Annotated in this window: 12 protein-coding genes; 7 read left to right on the top strand and 5 right to left on the bottom strand. The window is 67.4% G+C overall.

Annotated elements, in window-relative coordinates:
- The 4 genes from UK23_RS53025 to UK23_RS30605 all read left to right on the top strand — a co-directional run.
- Nucleotides 1–1640 (top strand): glycosyl hydrolase family 95 catalytic domain-containing protein (locus UK23_RS53025; RefSeq protein WP_045315161.1); only part of this gene is annotated, 1640 nt, incomplete at its 5' end.
- On the top strand, nucleotides 1634–2539 hold the full coding sequence (locus UK23_RS30615) for an acetylxylan esterase (RefSeq protein WP_045315160.1): 906 nt from the start codon (nucleotides 1634–1636) through the stop codon (nucleotides 2537–2539). The genes UK23_RS53025 and UK23_RS30615, both read left to right, overlap by 7 nt.
- The gene (locus UK23_RS30610; RefSeq protein ID WP_045315159.1) at nucleotides 2536–3882 is read left to right on the top strand and encodes an ABC transporter substrate-binding protein; all 1347 of its coding nucleotides are present in this window, start codon (nucleotides 2536–2538) and stop codon (nucleotides 3880–3882) included. Before UK23_RS30615 ends, UK23_RS30610 begins: the two co-directional genes overlap by 4 nt.
- A gap of 21 nt (nucleotides 3883–3903) precedes the next feature.
- On the top strand, nucleotides 3904–4554 hold the full coding sequence (locus UK23_RS30605) for a GntR family transcriptional regulator (RefSeq protein ID WP_156213485.1): 651 nt from the start codon (nucleotides 3904–3906) through the stop codon (nucleotides 4552–4554).
- Here UK23_RS30605 and UK23_RS54050 read toward each other — a convergent pair.
- Together UK23_RS54050 and UK23_RS30595 are read right to left on the bottom strand one after the other, a co-directional pair.
- Nucleotides 4537–4653, bottom strand: coding sequence for a DUF397 domain-containing protein (locus UK23_RS54050; protein WP_231114753.1), 117 nt, complete (start codon nucleotides 4651–4653; stop codon nucleotides 4537–4539). The genes UK23_RS30605 and UK23_RS54050 overlap by 18 nt on opposite strands.
- 43 nt (nucleotides 4654–4696) lie before the next feature.
- Nucleotides 4697–5542, bottom strand: coding sequence for a helix-turn-helix domain-containing protein (locus tag UK23_RS30595; protein WP_045315156.1), 846 nt, complete (start codon nucleotides 5540–5542; stop codon nucleotides 4697–4699).
- Between the two features lie 465 nt (nucleotides 5543–6007).
- Between UK23_RS30595 and UK23_RS49080 the strand changes: the two genes are divergently transcribed.
- The 3 genes from UK23_RS49080 (at nucleotide 6008) to UK23_RS30580 (ending at nucleotide 9058) form a co-directional block, all read left to right on the top strand.
- A complete protein-coding gene (locus UK23_RS49080) occupies nucleotides 6008–7270 on the top strand; it encodes an HNH endonuclease signature motif containing protein (protein ID WP_052685205.1) in 1263 nt (420 codons plus the stop codon).
- Between the two features lie 37 nt (nucleotides 7271–7307).
- Nucleotides 7308–7664, top strand: a complete 357-nt coding sequence (locus tag UK23_RS30585) for a hypothetical protein (protein WP_045315155.1) — start codon at nucleotides 7308–7310, stop codon at nucleotides 7662–7664.
- A gap of 545 nt (nucleotides 7665–8209) precedes the next feature.
- Nucleotides 8210–9058: a septal ring lytic transglycosylase RlpA family protein gene (locus UK23_RS30580; RefSeq protein ID WP_231114752.1), complete on the top strand. Its 849-nt coding sequence runs from the start codon at nucleotides 8210–8212 to the stop codon at nucleotides 9056–9058.
- A gap of 68 nt (nucleotides 9059–9126) precedes the next feature.
- Here UK23_RS30580 and UK23_RS30575 read toward each other — a convergent pair whose 3' ends face one another.
- Genes UK23_RS30575 through UK23_RS53020 form a run of 3 tightly spaced genes read right to left on the bottom strand, consistent with a single transcriptional unit; the run spans nucleotide 9127 to nucleotide 17937 of the window.
- The gene (locus UK23_RS30575) at nucleotides 9127–10848 is read right to left on the bottom strand and encodes a proprotein convertase P-domain-containing protein (protein WP_045315154.1); all 1722 of its coding nucleotides are present in this window, start codon (nucleotides 10846–10848) and stop codon (nucleotides 9127–9129) included.
- 59 nt (nucleotides 10849–10907) lie between these two features.
- On the bottom strand, nucleotides 10908–11789 hold the full coding sequence (locus tag UK23_RS30570; RefSeq protein ID WP_231114751.1) for an XRE family transcriptional regulator: 882 nt from the start codon (nucleotides 11787–11789) through the stop codon (nucleotides 10908–10910).
- 10 nt (nucleotides 11790–11799) lie between these two features.
- Complete coding sequence (locus UK23_RS53020) at nucleotides 11800–17937, bottom strand: hypothetical protein (protein ID WP_231114750.1); 6138 nt, start codon at nucleotides 17935–17937, stop codon at nucleotides 11800–11802.
- Nucleotides 17938–17982: the final 45 nt, after the last annotated feature.

Raw genomic sequence — 17982 nt, 5'->3', positions numbered from 1 at the left:
TCGTCGTCGACATCCCCGTCGACTCGGCGCCCCGGCACGAACCGCAGGTCGACGCCCCTGTCTACGGAGAGGGCGAACGCGGCGTGGTGCGGGCCAGGGTCGAGCAGGACGGCCCGAGCTGGAAGCTGACGCTCACCAGCACCACCACGACCGAGTCGCACTGGCACGGCAAGCGGTCCAGCGACCTGATGACGTTGCTGAACGCCTGCGACGTCCAGTTCGGCGACGTGCCCGACGAGGTCGACGTGCCGGAGTTGCTGACCGGCAAGGACGAGCAGCTGACGGCGTCCGTGCTGTTCGCGTTCGGCCGTTACCTGCTGGCGTCCTCGTCCCGGCCCGGTGCGCCGCCCGCGAACCTGCAGGGCATCTGGAACGGCGAGCTGCGTCCTGCCTGGTCGTCGAACTACACGATCAACATCAACACCCAGATGAACTACTGGGCCGCTGAGGTCACCGGGCTCGCCGAGTGCCACGAACCGTTGCTGGAACTGCTGGAAAAGCTTTCAGTGACCGGCGCTGAGGTGGCGCGAGAGCTGTACGGGGCGCGTGGCTGGGTGGCGCACCACAACACCGACGCCTGGGGCTGGTCGCTGCCAGTCGGCATGGGCCACGGCGCGGTGTCGTGGGCGCTCTGGCAGATGGGCGGCGCGTGGCTGGTCCAGCACGCCTGGGACCACTACGACTTCGCCCGCACCTGGTCCACTTTGGAGCGTGCGTGGCCGTTGCTGCGCGGCTGTGCGGAGTTCTGCCTCGACTGGCTGGTAGAAGGCCCGGACGGCTACCTCGACACGTGCCCGTCGACGTCGCCGGAGAACTGGTTCCTCGATTCTGATGGCAAGCCGCAGGCACTGACGTGGTCCGTGACCATGGACGTGATGCTGATCCGTGCCGTGTTCGAACGGACTTTGGCGCTGGCACTGGCATCGGGCCGCGCTGATCCGATCCTCGCGGAGATCTCGGCCGCGCTGCCCCGCCTCCGCCCGGTTCCGGTGTTCGACGGGCGGCTGGGGGAGTGGGTCGGCGACTTCACCGAGGAGGACCCCACGCACCGGCACATGTCGCACCTGGTGTCGGTCTACCCGCTAGGCCAGATCGTTGCCGGTACCGAGCTCGGCGACGCCGCGGTGGCCACGATGGACCGGCGCGGCAACGGCGCGATGGGCTGGTCGTGGGCCTGGAAGATGGCGCTGCGGGCGCGGTTGGCCGACGGCGAGACCGTGCGCTCGTTGCTGTCCGAGGCATCGCAGGCGTTCACCGGCGACCGGCACCGCGACGCGCCGTTCGACGGCTCGGAGTGGGGCGGCCTGCTGCCGAACCTGTTCAGCACGCACCCGCCGTTCCAGATCGACGGCAACTACGGCTTCACAGCGGCCCTCGCCGAAGTCGTGGTGCAGAGCCACACCGGCGTGATCGACATCCTGCCCGCGCTGCCGTCCGGCTGGTCCCGCGGTTCGGCACGTGGCCTGCGCTGCCGTGGCGGGCTCGCCGTCGACGTGACGTGGGACGACGGAGATGTGCTGGTGCGAGTGCGGCGGGTTTCCGGTGACGCCTCGGCGTTCGTGCCGGTGAGCATCGGCGGTGAGGTCACAGAGGTCGTCGTGAGTGACGTCGTGGAAGTGCGCGGGAGGATTTCGTGCTGACTGACCTGGGGCTGGACGACCTGTGGGACTACCGCAGCTCGTACATCCGGCCCGACGACTTCGACTCGTTCTGGGACTCGACGCTGGTTGAAGCTCGTTCGTTTCCGTTGAAGGTCGAGGCGATCCCGGTCGAGACGCCGCTGCAGACCCTGGATGTGTACGACGTGACGTTCTCGGGGTTCGGCGGCGACCGGATCCGTGCCTGGCTGCGCACTCCGAAGGGTCTGACCGGGTTGCCCGCTGTCGTGCAGTACCACGGCTACGGCAGCAACCGGGGGAGCGCGGTCGAGAACCTGACCTGGGCCAGCGCCGGGTTCGCGCACCTGCAGTTCGAGGTGCGGGACCAGCGCGGCGGCGCCGGTTTCATGACCCGAGGCATCGCCGACCGCGCCACCTACTTCTACCGTCGTGTCTTCACGGACGCTGTTCGCGCGGTGGATGCCGTGCGGGCGCTGGGTTCCCAGGACGTGGCCGTGATCGGCAACAGCCAGGGCGGCGGAATCGCTCTGGCGGTGGCGGGTCTCGTGCCTGATCTGGCGGCCGTGCACGCCCAGGCCCCGTTCCTGTGCGATTTCCGGCGCGCTCTCAACGTGTGCGGCCGTCCTCCGTTCACCGAGCTCACGACCTACATCGCCGAGAACCGCCGTTCCGACATCTTCCCGACACTGTCCTATTTCGACGGTGTGGGGTTCGCCGTTCGAGCAGTCGCCCCCGCCTGGTTCTCGATCGGCCTGATGGACGACATCGTGCCGCCGTCCACCGTGTTCGGCGCCTACCACGCCTACGCCGGACCCCGTCAGATCCAGGTCTGGGAGCACAGCGCCCACGAGGCGGGCGGCTCCGACGACCTCGACATCGCACTCGACGCCTTCCGTTCCCGTCTCTTGGAGAAAGTATGAGAATCGCCGCCGCTTCTCTGGCAGCAGTAGCAGCTCTGGTGGTCGCCGGCTGCTCGTCGGGCTCCGACACCGGCTCCGGCAACACCGTGAACTGGTGGACCTGGGACGACAAACAGGCAGTCGCCTACGGCGAGTGCGAGAAGGCGTTCGAGGCCGCCAACCCCGGCACCGACGTGAAGATCACCCGCTACAACGTCGACGACTACTTCACCAAGCTCACCGCCGGGTTCGTCGCGGGCACCGCGCCCGACGCGTTCCAGAACTCGGTGCAGTTCCTCCAGGCCTACGCCGGGCAGCACCAGCTGATGCCGCTCGACGACCTCATCACGAAGTCCGATGTGGACCTGAAGAAGTACTCGGTCGGCGTCGACAACTGGAAGTTCACCGACGGCAAGCAGTACGCGCTGCCGCTCGACTGGGCAGCCGCGGGCATCTACTACCGCAAGGACTCGCTGCAGCAGGCCGGCATCTCCGAGGCCGACGTGGCCAAGATGACCTGGAACCCCGACGACGGCGGCACGTTCGAGAAGATCGTGGCGCGGTTGACCATCGACAAGAACGGCAAGCGCGGCGACGAGCCCGGCTTCGACAAGAACGCCATCGCCACCTACGGCGTCGGCGCCATCGCGGGCCGCAGCTTCATCGGCGAGACCACGTGGGCGCCGCTCGTCGCGACGCTGGGCTGGAAGTTCGGCGACAAGGACCAGTGGCCCTCCAAGTTCAACTACACCGACCCTCGCTTCGTGAAGACCATGAAGTGGGTGACGGCGCTGACCGAGAAGGGCTACTCCCCGAAGCTCGGCACCTTCACCACCGGCAACCAGTCCACGATCTCCGACATCGACCTGGTCGGCTCCAACAAGACCGCGATGACCATCGGCGGCTCCTGGTCCGCGCCGTCGTTCGGCAAGATCCCGGGCGTGCCGGTGGGCATCGCGCCGACGCCGCTCGGCCCCGAGGGCAAGCGCGCCGTGCTGTCGAACTCCAACGGCAACAACATCTGGGCCGGCACCAAGAACCCCGACCTGACCTGGAAGTGGGTCAGCTACATGGGCAGCGAGGAGTGCCAGACCAAGGCGGGCGCCACCGGCACGTTCTTCCCGTCGATTCCCGCCGCCATGGACAACACCGTCACCTCGATGAAGTCGCAGGGCGTCGACCTGTCCGTCTTCAACCAGTACGTGAAGGACGGCGTGCTCTTCCCGTCCACCGCCTACGCCAACGGATCGGCGGTGCAGTCCGCCGAACAGCCCCTCTTCGAGGCCTACTTCGGCGGGCAACGCTCCGATGACGTGTTCGCGGAGATGGAACGCGTCTCGCAGGAGATACTGGCCAAGAACTGAACAGGAGTCCCAGGAGTGGTGTTGCGGATACCGACCAGGCGCGTGCTCGCGGATGACGTCTACGAGCAGATCCGCGCGCTGATCATGAGCGACGGCATGGAACCGGGCGCCCGAGTCAACATCGACGAGGTGGCGCGCCAGCTCCAGGTGTCCCCAACGCCGGTCCGGGAGGCCCTGGCCCGCCTCGAGTCGGAAGAACTGGTCAGCAGGCTCCCGTTGCGCGGCTACCGCGTGACGGACCTGCTGAACCGCAAGCAGGTCGACGACCTGTACTCACTGCGCCTGCTGCTGGAGCCGCCGTCCGCGGCTCTGGCGGCAGCCCGCATGACCCCCGAGAACGTCCGGCTGATCGAGGAGGAGCTGGCGACCTGTCCGGCAGCTCCCGCCGACAACGCCTACGACGACTACAAGAACCTGACCGCGCACGACCAGCGGTTGCACGAGCTGATCCTGCGCATCGCGGGCAACGAGGCCGTGCTGCAGTCGTTCGCCAAGACCCACTGCCACCTGCACCTGTTCCGGCTGAACTTCCAGCAGCCGTTCGGGGTGCAGACCATCACCGAGCACCGCGCGATCGTCGACGCCCTGGTGGCCGGCGACGAGGTGGCGGCCAGTGCGGCCATGACCGCTCACCTGGAGGTCGCGCGGTCCCGCCTACTGGACCGGATGTAGCCAGCTGACCAGCGCACGCCACGCGGGGGACGAGAACGCGAGCACGCCACCACCCGCGTTCTTCGAGTCCCTGACCAGCGCGTCAAGGCCAAGTGACACCTCGACGCACTCACCTTCTTCCGTCCCGTTGCTGTAGCTGCTCTTACGCCAGGTGCGGTCCTGCATCATCCGGTTCCTCTCGCGGTCCGCTGACGTATTCCGCCAGCTTGCTCCGCGATTGTTCCGCATCCAACGCGACCCGATCCAGACGGTCGAAGAGGAGCCGGGTCCGCGCGATCGCGCCCAGATCCTGCACGAACACGTGCGTCAGATCGGTCTCGCTGAAGGCGACCGGGTGCGCCTTCGCGAACTCCCACAGCACACATCCCGACGCGGCCAGCGGAGCGTCCGCGGGCACGATCCGGATGGTGTGCGTCTTGAACAGCATGCGCTTGTACTGCTCCCTCATGATCTGGCTGCTGCCGACCTGCAGTTCCAGCGCATGCTCATGAACGTAGAACAAGCAAGTCGGCCGATTGTGCCGTCGCAGGATGGCTTGACGGTCGTTCCGGAACTGGACGAGGTCGGGAATTCGTTCCTCGGTGACCATGCCGGTCATCCGGTAGATGCCGTCGGCGTACTCAGGTGTCTGCACCAGGCCCGGCACGGACTGCGGTGAGTAGCTCGTGATCGTCGTGGCCGTCGACTCAGCCATCGCGACAGTGCGCAGGTTGCCGGAGACCTGGACGATGTACTCGTCGAACGCGTACCGGTAGCGGTGCTTGAACTCCTCGTAGAAGTCGATGTCCTTGCCGCACATCGAGAGGTACTGCACCAGGTCGATCTCGCTGGCGCGCGCTTTCCCGTGCTCTATGGTGGACACCTTGCTGGGATCCCAGCCGAGCTTGATCGCGAGCGCGTTGCCGTTCAGCCCGGTGCACGTCTCACGCAACCGGCGCAGCTCGTCGCCGAGATCCCTGCTGTACGCGGTGGAGGGTATGGAACTCATGCCACCGAAGCTAATTCTTGGCCTCAATCCACGAACCCGCTCGTTCGGGTGAAAACGTCGCCACAGCCCCACTGTCAGACCTGCTGACTAAGCTTGAAATTGGGGGTACCCGGCGCGTCCCGTGTGTGTGGTGCGTGCGCCGTGTGTGTAGTGCGTCGTGCCGATACGCCGGTGGTTCGTTGCGTCGGCGCGTGGCGGTTGCGTTGGCTGGTCCGGCTTCGCCGACCCGGCACATGCCCTCCTCCGTCGGGCGTGTGCCGGACCGAACTTCTGTGCTTGCGTTGCGTAAGTGGTTGCGGGGCGTGGGCGCGTTGCGTGCGTTGGCCGTGTGGTGCGTGGGTGGTCCATAGGCGCGTGTTGCGTACTAGAGAGAGTTTGTGCGCACGGGTGCCGTAGGGCCCTGACCTGCACGTTCACCCGATTGTGGAATAGAATTCGAACACGTGTTCATGCCACAATGGACGCATGTCAGCCCTCGGACTTTCCTCCCCGCTTGAGCTCCTCGCCGAGCTCAAGCGGAAAGTCCCTGCGCTACAACAGCTTCAGTTCGAGATCCTGGAAATCGTCGGCGCGCTGCAGCAGCAGGGCGCGGCGGAATCCTTGGGGTACAAGGATCTCATCGAGCTCTTCAAACACGTCGTGCACTGGGATCCGAAGATGTCTCGCCGCAAGCTCAAGCAGGCAGCGGCTTTGTGTCCCACGATCACGCCCACCGGTTCTGTTGTGGAGCCCGCGCTACCGGCAGTCGCGGCCGCGATGGCCGAAGGCGCGCTGTCCGAAGACCACGTTGATGTCCTGGCCAAAGCCATGGTCACCCTGCCCGCCAAAGCAGAAGAGCCCCTCGTCGAATACGCATTGCAGCACGAGCCGCACTCGGCCGAGGAGTACTGCAAGAAGCTGGCCTATCTCATGGACCAGGACGGCCCCGAACCCGAACAGCCCGAACCGGTCCAGCCGCGCAACGTCTTGCGCCGCAAGTGGCAGGGCGGCCGCTACCAGTTGTTCGCGGACGTGGACGCCGAAACCGGCGCCAAACTCGACGCCCAGATCGACGCCCTCGCCAAACCGGCTCCCAACGACCTGCGCTTCGCCCCGGAGCGCGAAGGCGACGCGTTCTGCGAGATCGTCAACCTGGCCGCCCGCGCCGACCACCACCGCATCAGCGGCGGCGAACGGGTCCAGCTCACCGTCACCGTCGACTACGACAAGCTCCGCCAAGGCATCGGCACCGCCCGCCTCGACAACGGCGAACACATCCCGATGAACCAGGTCCGCAAAATCGCCTGCGACAGCGGCATCATCCCCATGCTGCTCGGCAGCCGCTCCCAAATCCACGACGTGGGCCGCAAAACCAGAACCATCAACGCAGGCCTGCGCCGCATGCTCGTGGCCCGCGACAAGGGCTGCGCCTTCCCGGGCTGCACCAGACCCCCGAAACACTGCGAAGCCCACCACGTCCGCCACTGGTCCAACGGCGGCGAAACCAACCTGGACAACCTCGCCCTGCTCTGCCTCCGCCACCACAACCTGGTCCACCACTCCGGCTGGCAAGTGCAGATGGCAGGTGGCATCCCGATCTTCCGCCCACCGGGGTACGTAGACCCGGCCCGCCGCACGAGAACCAACCAACTCCACACCACCTGGCACCCCGACCCGGTGCCACGTCCCAGCCGAGAGCTCTTATTGCCCAGCGGCCGAACCGACGACCCTGTCCTGATCCACGCCTGACCCCGTCCAGGCCGTGTTGCCACCGAAGGAATGAGCCGTGCCCTACCGACCTGAGATCGTTTGCATCTGCGGCTCCACCCGGTTCGTGGACGAGCTGCGTGCGGCGAACCGCAGGCTGACCTTGGCAGGTGCGATCGTCGTCTCGCCAACCGAAGCAGGCGAGCAGATCACCAACGAGCAGAAGGCCGCGCTGGACGCCCTTCACCTGGACAAGATCGACCTGGCTGACCGCGTCCTGGTCGTCAACCCCGGCGGGTACATCGGCGAGTCCACGAGCAGGGAGATCGCACACGCCCGCGCCACCGGAAAACCGATCTCCTTCACCGATCTCGCGCTGGTTGAGGGCACCCACCCCCAGAACAAGGGCGATGCGAAGCGAGCCGGACAGGCCTAATACAAATCAGGGAAGCGGTGATGACGCGCCTAGCCCGGGCTCCTTGTGCCCGGCCTTTTAAGGCCGATGAAGCAGGCCCGTATGCCACCTACGCGCCCACTTGCGCAAGGCGACGGATCGCACGCAAGGCGACCTCTCCGCTGGAACTCGCACTAGCCCTCGCAAACTGACCCGCTAGCGGCGAACACGCCCGCCCTGCCTGGTGCCCCCCAGCCGCCCAGAGCCGCGCACCCCCTGTCGAACAGCGAGCCGGCCGCAGTCGAACGGCCAGCCACGCCTGAGTCGAATCCAGTCGAACCGCGGAGCCCGCCCACCCCCCGATACCGGACCACCAGCGGCACCGGTATCACCTCCTTGGTCTATTCGCGGGACCACGAACCGAACCGCCCCAGAACCAGCAGAAACCGCGCCTGACCAGCAAGATCACCACCGCGCCAAAACCTTAAAAGCATTTAAACCAACATGGTCTAGTCCGATTTGAACCCCGTCCGTGACCTCCCCGTAGTCACCGGTACAACACCGATGAACACCCCGAGGAGAATCGAATGGGCGCTCGACACCGCAAGCCCGCCATGATCGGCGCGGGCGCCATGCTCGCGGTCGCTGCTGTCGCCGGTGGCATCTTCGCCTTCAGCGGCACCGATTCGAACGCGGCTGAGGACTGCGGCGGACTGGACACCGCCCTGCAGAACAACTTGAACTTCATCGCCGGGCAGCAGGCGAACCCCGACGCGCAGTCGGAGGCTCGGATTGCCAATCGGCAGGCGGTTGTCAACCTCATCAACCAGCGGCGCAAGGCGGCCGGCTGTGGCAACAAGGTCGAGGCCAAGGCAGAGAAGGGCCAGGCATCCACGTCCGGCGAGGACTGCGGCGGGCTCGACAAGGCGTTGCAGAACAACCTGAACTTCATCGCGGGGCAGAAGGCCAGCCCGGACTCGCAGTCCGAGGCCCGCATCGCGAACCGGCAGGCCGTGGTCGACCTCATCCAGCAGCGGCGCAAGGCGGCGGGCTGCAAGGGTGACGGCGGCAACGCCGGCCAGGGCAACAACAACCAAGGCAACAACGCTGGCAACCAGGGCCAGAACACGGCCCAGCCCGCCCCGAAGCCCGATGCGAACCAGGGCGGCAACGACGGCGGTGCGTCCGGTCAGCAGGTCTGCAACGGTTCCACCGTCACGCTTTCCGGTGAGGGCGGCGCTCCGGCGGCGTCCAGCAACCAGTTCCCCGTCGGCACCACGCTGAAGGTCACCAACCTGGACAACAACAAGTCCACCACCGTCAAGGTGACGTCGGCGTCCGGCAGCTGTGCACTGCTCAACAACGCGGCCTTCGAACAGGTCCGCGAGCCCGGCAAGTTCCTGATCCGCAAGGCGAAGATCGAGAAGATCGGCTGATCGAAGGCTCCACAGTGGACGGGTGCTCCCGTGGAACGGCGCGGGGGAGCACCCGTCCACAGCCGTGCCTAGACCGTGATCGACCAGCCCGACAGCACGCCTTCGTCGGCAGGGCCGTTGTCACCGATCCGCAACGTCCACGTACCCGCGGCCCGTTCCGACACCCGAGCCGTGAAGGCCTTGGGCTGCAACGGAGTGCACGGATACCCGCCGTACCTCTGCAACGAGTACGACCGTCCGCTGGGGCCGACCAGCGCGATGTTCAGGTCCTGCGAGCACGTGTGCGTCGCGTCGACCTGCACCGTCACCGACGAGGCAGCAGCACCCGAAGCAGTCGACACAACCCGGCTCACCGCGACCTGGAAGTCCCGGATGGGGAAGTCCTCGGGATTGCCGAAGGTCCGGGAACCGGAACCAGGCGCGGTCCGGACCGACACCGCGTCCGACTGCTTCGACACGTTCCCGGCGGCATCCCGGGCGGCGACCGTGAACGAGTAGGCGGTGTCCGGCGTCAGCCCGTCAACCGAAGCCGATGGCCCGGCAACGGAAGCAACCACCGTGGAACCGCTGTAGACGTCATACCCGGTGACCCCGACGTTGTCCGAAGCAGCCGACCACTCCAGCGAGACACCAGTAGCGGTGGCACCTGTCGAGCGCAGCCCAGAAGGCGCGGTCGGCGGCTCGGTGTCGCCAGATCCGGACCCGGTCACCAGCGTGAGGTTCCACTTGGCCAGCGCCTCGTTCACCGGCTGGAAGATGGAGTTGTCCTCTGTGGACCCAGGAGAACACGAGGACTGCCCACCGGAATGCAGCCCGACCGCGGAGGACCCGGCCAGCCAGGCACCACCGGAGTCCCCGCCTTCGGAACAGGCGGTGGTCAACGACAGACCGTCGACCACCACGGACCCGTAGTCCACGGTCTGGTTCACCGAGTTCACCACGCCGCACTCGAACTGGGGCGCGGTGTTCCCGCTGTGGCACACCGCCTCGCCGACCAGCGCGTCCTTGCTCCCGGTGACAGTCACCGCGGGCGAGCCCCACGTGTTGACCACCGGCGAGACCGTCCAGCCGGGCTCGGTCACCGCGACCACACCCATGTCGCCTTCCCTGGCGTTCACCGAGCGGTTACCACCGACGTTGGACGTCCCGAGCCGGTTCCGCTGCCCGCTCTCCCCGTAGGCGGCCTGCGAAGCGTCGTTCGTGCAGTGCCCAGCGGTCACGAAGTGCTTGCCGCCACTGGAATCCGTGGCGGGGAAACCGACAGAGCAGTTCGACTCCGACCCCGGCCACCAGGGATCGCCGGGGTTGACCTCCCCGGACTGCTGCACGAACGGCTGGGCCACCCGAACGACCCGAACCCCGTCCACCGCAGGGAAGGGACCGACAGCCGACACCACCACGTCGTTGCGCCGGACGTCGACGCCGACACTCCGGAACGCGTGGCCCGAAGCCTTCACCCGCGACACGAGCGCGGAAAGCTCAGCAGCAGAACGGGACACCAGCACCGCCGAGGCGCCGGCGGCACGAACAAGGTCAGCATCCTCAGGACGGGTGACCGCCACCGTCAACCGGCCAGAGGCTGCGTCGAACCAGCGACCGGCGTCGGCAACCGACAGACCGGCCGAAACATCGTGAGCACGTTCTTGCTGAACGAGTCGAGTACGTGCAGCCGAAGCACTGATGCCGAGATCACGAGCCACGGCATCGGCGACGGGGTCCGCGATGGCAGGCGCGGTCAGCACCGGCAAAATCAGAACAGCGCCGCAGAAAACGGCAAGAACCTTTCTCATGGCGAAAGGCCTCCTTGGTTGCAGGGTGGCCCGAATCTAATTCGCCGATGAGCAGGAAGTTAATGCGTAACTTTTAAGTCCTGTTTCACTTTTAAGTCCCAGTCCCACCGAAAACCGCGCACACCGGGCTGCACGTCCAGCGCCACGTCCAGCAGAGTCGAGCTCGGATCCACCGCGGAGTTGTCGGAGAGCTGAACGACCGAGGCGGGCAGAGCACCCTCGAACGTCACCTCGAGCACGTATTCCCTGGTGGGCAACCGGAACTTGCGCTCGTAGTTCGTCGCAAGCGGACACGGCGCCCGGTTCACCAGCTCGTGCTCGATCACGATGCTCTCGCCCTTGCGCAGCACCTTGTCGAACAACAGTTCCGCGGCCAGGAAACCCTGTGTCTCGTCCTCCACGAGCCGTCCGATCTCGCAGTTCTTCAACGCCCGCAGCTCGGGCAACGGCCGGTCGTGCTCGTCGATGTGCATGATCACGACCCACCGGTCAGGTCCGTTCATCGACGCGGACAGCACCTGCCGCGACCTGAAGGACCGCTCGGTGCGATCCGCCCCGATGGTCACGAAGTCCTGCTGGCTCACCCGGATCAGCTGGTCGTCCCAGCGCGTCTCCATGTCGTCCAGCGCGTGCTCGACCTGGGACGGCTCCGGCCAGAACGCGGACATCGGCGCGGGAGCCTTGCGCAGCCACCGCCCACGCGGCCGGGGCGGCCCCAAAAGCTCCGAGAGGTGGCCTGGAGGCACCTGCAGGATGTGTTCCAAGTGGACAACGGCCTGCAGCGACTTCTTGCGCTCAGGACGACTGCGACCGGTCTGCCAGTAGCTCAGCGTCGCCAAGGACACGGACACGCCGTGTTGCGAGAGGTGTTCACGGAGTCGCTCCAGACCGAGACCACGATTGGTGATCGCCGACCGGAGCGCCTCCGCGAACTCGTCCACGCGAGTCACGCTAAAGCATCGGTTCGTCCTGGTGTAGCCCCTGTGGACCACGGTATGGCCGATAGGTGACCTGGCGGCCGTTCATCACCATCTCGATGTCGACCGTTGCGGTCACCGCGTCGCCCATCGGCCGGAGCAGCACCGGGTTGCCGCCCGGCTGGTGGATCCGCACGTTCACCTGCTGTTGGGTCGCGATGAGGTGTCCGACCAGGTCACGGGCGTTGCCGGCGCCGCTGTTCTCCTTGGCGTCCGGCTGCATGTGCCAGTTCACGTTCTCCACCAGCGCGCCGACCATGTGCCCGTCGTGCATCGGCCTGCTGACGGTGAAGTCCGCCACCGCCTTGGCCACCGCGGGGTTGCGTGCGGCGAGCTCCACGACCTCCAGCCGCAGCGCCGCCGGGTTCACCCCCTTCGCCGCGCCGACTGCCGCGTAGAGGCCGGTGTCGGTGGTCGGCGGCGGGTTCTGGCCGCGCAGCACGTCGGTGTTGAGGTGCCGCACCTGCCGGAGCGTGTGGTTCAGATGATCGGACGCCACGATCCCGTGCGCCGCCACGACCTTCTGGTCCTTCTGCACGCCCGCCTGCTGGTCGTTGAACGGCGCGGGCATCGGCGCCGACACAGCGGGGTTCATCCGGTTCTTCGCCGGCGCGCCGAGCTGCGTCTTCACCTTGCCAGGAGGGTTCCACGTGTTCGTCGTGTGCCCCTCGGCCGGCGGGCGGAACGGCTCGACGACCCGCTGCTCACCGGTCGAGAGCCGCGCACGTTCCTCGGCGAACGCGGTGCCCTTCTTGGCGGGCTTGCCGTCGAAGAAGCGTTCGCTCACGTTCGGCAGCGCGGTGTGCGACTGCGGCAGTTTGCCGTCCGTGATCAGCCCGTAGGCGATCCGGGACAGGTCGGTGCCGGTGTCACCCGAGACGAAGTCCGTGGTGAACGCCTGGCCGCGCACGGGGTCGCGGTTGTTCTGCACGTCGACCCTGACCTGCTCGGCCGCCGCGGCCAACTTCGCCTGGTCGACGGGCACCTCGCCGGAGCGCTCCTGAGCGGTGCGCGGGTCGTAGTGCGCGGCGATCTCCACGGCGTGGAACTTGTTCAGCGACGAGCCGAGCTGCCCGAACTCCGCCGCACCCTCGCCGAACTTCACCGACGGGTCGGCGAGCGGCACGAGTGCGTCGAAGAACAGGTTCGGTTCCGGCGTGTAGGGCAGCAACGGGTGGATGCCCTGCTGGGTGCGGCGGGCGTGCATGTCCGCGTCGATCATGTGCACGAAGCGGTCCGCGAAGCCCTCCTCGTTCAGCCGTTCCCGGTAGGCCTGCTTCTGCGCCTCGTTCGTCTTGGTGTCGCCGTCGATGCGGGCCAGGACGTCCGCGTGCAGTTGTTCCGGCGTGATGGCCACGCGGTAGCCGCCACCGACCAGCAACGGCCGCAACGGCGCCGGGGTGTCCGGACCGTCCGCCGGGCCGACCTCCTCGGCGTGCAGGAGCTGCTCGACGTGGGAGAAGACGTGAGTGCCCTCGCGGGTCCTGCGGTCGCCAGCGTCGAAGTCCATGACCGAGACGTACGGGTGCTTGCCGTTGGCGGCCAGCGCCGTCACGGCGTACTCGTGGGCGTTGCTGTTCAGCGTGGCGTTGCGGGTCTCGCCGAACTTGAAGCCCTTCGACCCGTGCGGCACGCTCACCAGCGCGATCGGCTCGGTGCGGCCGTTGACCGTCGGAGCCGCGGCGGCCAGCGCGGTGTCGATGTCCTGCTGCGACGCCGCGTTCACGCCCAGCACGAACGCCACGCGGCCGTTCATGTCACCGGTGTTGGCCATGACGCCGTTGATCACGTCGTTGAGCTGGTCCAGCTCGCTCGCCCGGACGATCATGCTCACGACGAACGCCGGCGGCTCGTTGTTCGCGATGCTGTCCTTGGTGCGCTGCAGGTAGTTCTCGGCCGTGATCGGCGTGAGAGTCCGCCCGTTCGCCAAGCTCTCGAACGCCGCGTTGTGCACGCCGCCTTCGTTCACCAGCTCGACGTCCGGCGCGGTCATCTCGACGTCGACGTCGTCTTCACGAAGACGCTTGGAGGGCTCACCTTCCCGGTCGACGTCCATTGTGTCCGGACGCTCGCGCTTGGGCATGTTCGGCGCGGGCAGGTCGGACTCGAACGGCCCGGGTTGCGGCTTGTTGTGCGACTGCAGCGCCTGCATCCGGCTCTCGATCAGCTCCAGGTGCCGCGGCTTGAGCTGCGCGTCCACCTTGCCGATCCCGGCGGTCATCGGAGAGTTGTCGGCGACGACGTGTCCCTTGCCGTCCTGGTGCTGGAAGATCGGCTTCACGTCGTCGGTCTCGAGGTACTCGTCGCGCAGGCCGAGGAAGTGCCCGACCTCGTGCGCGAGCCGCCGCGAGTCCGTGTGCGCCGGCCACGTCAGCTGGTTCGCCCGGCCCTCGGGGTCGTCGGTGACGTTGATCGTGGCGTGCGCGTCGGCCGGGTTGTCGGTGAACTCCACCGTGACGTGGAACTGCTCGCCGCCCGGCAGCCGGTAGCCCTGGTTGAACATCTCCTCGACGCCAGCGCGGGTCCGGTCCTGGACGTCGGTGGTGCCGTTGTCGAGGTGCAGCCGGACGGTGAAGTCCCGCACCGGCACGCCGCCGACGTCCAGGACGCGGTTGTCGTAGGCGATCGGGCCGCGCCAGGCCTTCATGTCGATGCCGGCGGGGCTGATCGTGGTGTTGTCCAAGACACCGGCGTCCTCACCGCGCACCCAGCTGGTGGCCGGGGTAGTGGCGCGAGCGTCCGCAATGGACCGAGACGACACGGGATTCTGCGGGTCGAACCACGGTGCACTGTTCTCCGTGCTGTGCAACGGGTTGTGCGACGGCGTGGGGGCGTCGGCCGGGGGAGCGGGCGGCGCCGGACGGGTGTCGACCTCCATGTCCTGGTCCACGGTGTCCGATCCCGGCGGGTTGTTCGGGTCGTGCGTGGTGTACCTGGTCCGGCCGTCCGGGTTCGGGTGCCGGTCGATGTGCAGCTCGGGCCCGCTGAGCGGGGTGGGCTTCCACGCGGCGGCCTTGTCCTTGTCCTTCTGCGTGGAGTTGTCCAGCACCTCCGGCTGGAGGTCGTGCAACGGCATGACGGTCGTCTCGGCGTCGTTCGGGCCGTGGACGACGATCGGCCGGTTGAGCTCGGTCGCGAGCAGCTGGAAGGCGAGGAGCTCGGCCATGTCGGCCCTGTTCCTCTCCACGGCCTTCTCGTCGGCGTCGATCGAGTCCTGCTCGGCGCGCTGTCCTCCGGTCAGTTCGGCGCCGGGCGTGCCGGAGTTGTCGACCGGGTGGTCGTAGCCGCTCTGGAGTCCCGGCGGGATCTCGGCCGGACCCGGCTCGATGACCGCGTTGACCAGGTGGCCGTTCGCCAGGCCGTGCTGCTGGTGGAAGTCCGCGATCTGCGTGGTGACGCTCGTGGACGCGACCGCGCCCTGCCGGACCGTGTTCTTGCGCAGGTCCGCGGCCGTTGGGATCTTCTTGCCCTTCCTGCCGCCGGACTCCTCGACGAGCGCGTCGTGCACCGCGTTGTACATGCCGTCCGGCCGCGGCTCACCCGCGCGCGGCAGGACGGCCTCGAACGTGCCGAACGTGCGGGTGATGTTGCTGTTGTTGTCCGACAGCGCGGTGTTCACGACCGTCGCCATCTTCTGCTGCTTGGTAGTCGGGTCGATGTGGCCGAGCTCGTGCTCCTGGCGCGGAGGCAGCGGCTTCTTGCTGCCCGGCGGCTTCACCCGCTCCGGCGGGTAGTCGGTGGACGTGTCGGTCTGCGGGTCGACGCCCATGTGGCCGTGCCCGGGGACCGGCGCCGAGACCGCCTTGTTGAGCGTGTTCTTGTCCTCCCAGCCGAGCTTGAGCGCGTCGACCCGAGAGGGGTTCCAGCCTTGCGGACCGCTTTGCGTGTGGTCGACCAGCTGCTGGGGTTCGCGCTGGTCGTGCGGCTTGTCCGGGTTGGCCTTGGGGGCCTTGCCGCCCCTGCCGGTCCTGCTGTCCTGGAACTGCTTGCGGATGTCCGCGGCCGAGGTCTCGAACTTCGCCTTCTTCGCCGCCGGCCCGGGGTCACCGCCGAACGTGCGGCCGGCCACCGTCGTGAGCTCCACGTGCGACTGCGGCCACGACTTGCCGTCGTCCTTGGCGAAGTCGAACGCGAGCCGGGACAGGTCCGTGCCCACCGCGCCTTCGACGAAGTCGGTGTGGAAGGTCTCGCCGCGCAACGGGTGGCGGTTGGTCTGCAGGTCGACGGAGATCGCGGCGTCGACCTCGGCGTCGTTGTTCGCCTTGGCGGTGGCGGGGTCCTGGTTGGCCTGCAGGCCGGCCTCGATCTCGGCGAGGGCGCGGGCCTCCTTGGCGTTCGGCTCTCCGCCCCGTGCCGCGATGTCGGCTTCGAGCTGCGCCTTGGCCTCGGTGAGCGCCCTGGTCGTGTCCGGCGCCGGGAGCTTGTTCTGGTGGACCTCGACGATATCCTTGCCGGCGAAGGCGTTCATCGACTGGCCGAGCCCGTTGAACTCGCCCAGGCCGTCGCTGAACTTCACCGACGGGTCGACCAGTGGCACGGTCGCGTCGATGAACAGGTTGGGTTCCGGCCAGTACGGCGTCAGCGGCGCCGAGTCCGCCTGGCGGACCCGCGCGTGCATGTCGTCGTTCATCGCCTGCTCGAACTTCGCGACGAACGCCTGCCGGTGCTGCGGCGAGATGTGTTCGGTCGCGAGGTCCAGCTCCCGCTGCTTCTCCGCGCGCTCATCGGCTTTCAGCGACGTGTCCGCGTCGAGCTTCGCCTGCTCGGTGGTGATCTTGGCCTGGATGTCGGTGATCAGCGCGTCGGGGTCGCCGACGCGGTAGCCGCCGCCGTGCATCAACGGGCGGATCGGCCCGATCTCCGGTGGGTTCAGCGACTCGGTGAAGTGCGTGAAGACGTCCTTGCCGTTCGGCACCCTGCGCGAGCCGGTGTCGAAGTCCTGAATGGACAGATACGGGTGCGTGCCCTTGCCGTGCAGCGCGCCGACCGCGAACCGCGTGGCGTCGCTCTGCATGGTCTGGTTGCGCATCTTGCCGTACGGGAAGGCCTTGTCGTTGAACTCCATCGGCACCAGCGCGATCGGTTCGTTCCGGTTCGCGATCGCGGCGTTGGCTTGATCGATGTTGGTGCTCATGCCGGCGTTCGCGCCGGTGCGGCCGTTGACGCCGATCACGAACACCATGTCGTCCGCGATGGGGCCGGCGTCCGCGGTGATGGCGTCGATGACCCCGTTGATGTCGCCCAGGTTGTTGTGGCTGACGATGATGCTGATGACGAACGACGGGCGCTTGTTCTGCTCGACGCTCTTCTTCAGGGTGTCGAGGTAGGTGTCCTTGGTGGGCACCTCGATCCGGCCGTCGCCGAGGTTCGCGAACGCCGCGTTGTACTTGGTGCCGGGGTCGAGGTCGCTGATCGACATGGTGCTCAGCTGGTCGGCCAGTGCATCGGTCCGGCTGTCCGGCCGGCTGTTGCTCGGGCCGGGCTCGGTCCAGGTCGCCTGCCCGCGCCCGCGCTTGGTGACGCGGTCGTCGGTCGGGGCGATCTCGGTGTCGCTGTCCTCGCCGTCGCGACGGTGCTTCATCGGCCGGGTGTCGGTCTCGACGTCCTGCGCGGTGTTGGGCTGCGGGACGGGCGCCGGGTTCGGCTTGGCGTTCTTCAGCAGGTGCTCGGGCACCGGCACCGTGGCCGGACCGGCCGGGTTGATCGTGGTGTTGGGGACGGCGACCTGGCTGTTGGCGGTGCGTTCGACCAGCCACAGGTGCCGCGGCCGCAGACCGGGGTTGTCGAGGCGGACGTCGCCGCCCATCATGCCGCCGTCGTCCTTGTGCACGCCGGAGCTCGTGTCGTGCTGCTGGAAGACGCGGGAGGAGTCGCTGTACTCGTCGGGAATGCCGAGGTAGTGCAGCGTTTCGTGGGCCAGGACCTCGGGTTTGGTGCCGGGCTGCCAGTGGGTCTGGTCGACGTTCGGGTTCTTCGGGTCGACCCTGACCGTGGTGTGCGCGTCCGCCCTGTTGTCGGTGAACTCCAGGTTCAGGTGGAACTGGTCGCCGCTGGGCAGCCGGTAGCCCTGGTTCAGCAGGTCGTTGACGCCCTTGGCGGCGTCCTGCTTCACCTGCTCGACGAGCTTGGGGTCGGTGTTGGCGGCAGGGTCGATGTG

The organism is Lentzea aerocolonigenes (assembly GCF_000955955.1).
Taxonomy (GTDB): domain Bacteria; phylum Actinomycetota; class Actinomycetes; order Mycobacteriales; family Pseudonocardiaceae; genus Lentzea; species Lentzea aerocolonigenes_A.
This window is presented reverse-complemented; position numbering and strand designations above follow the sequence as displayed.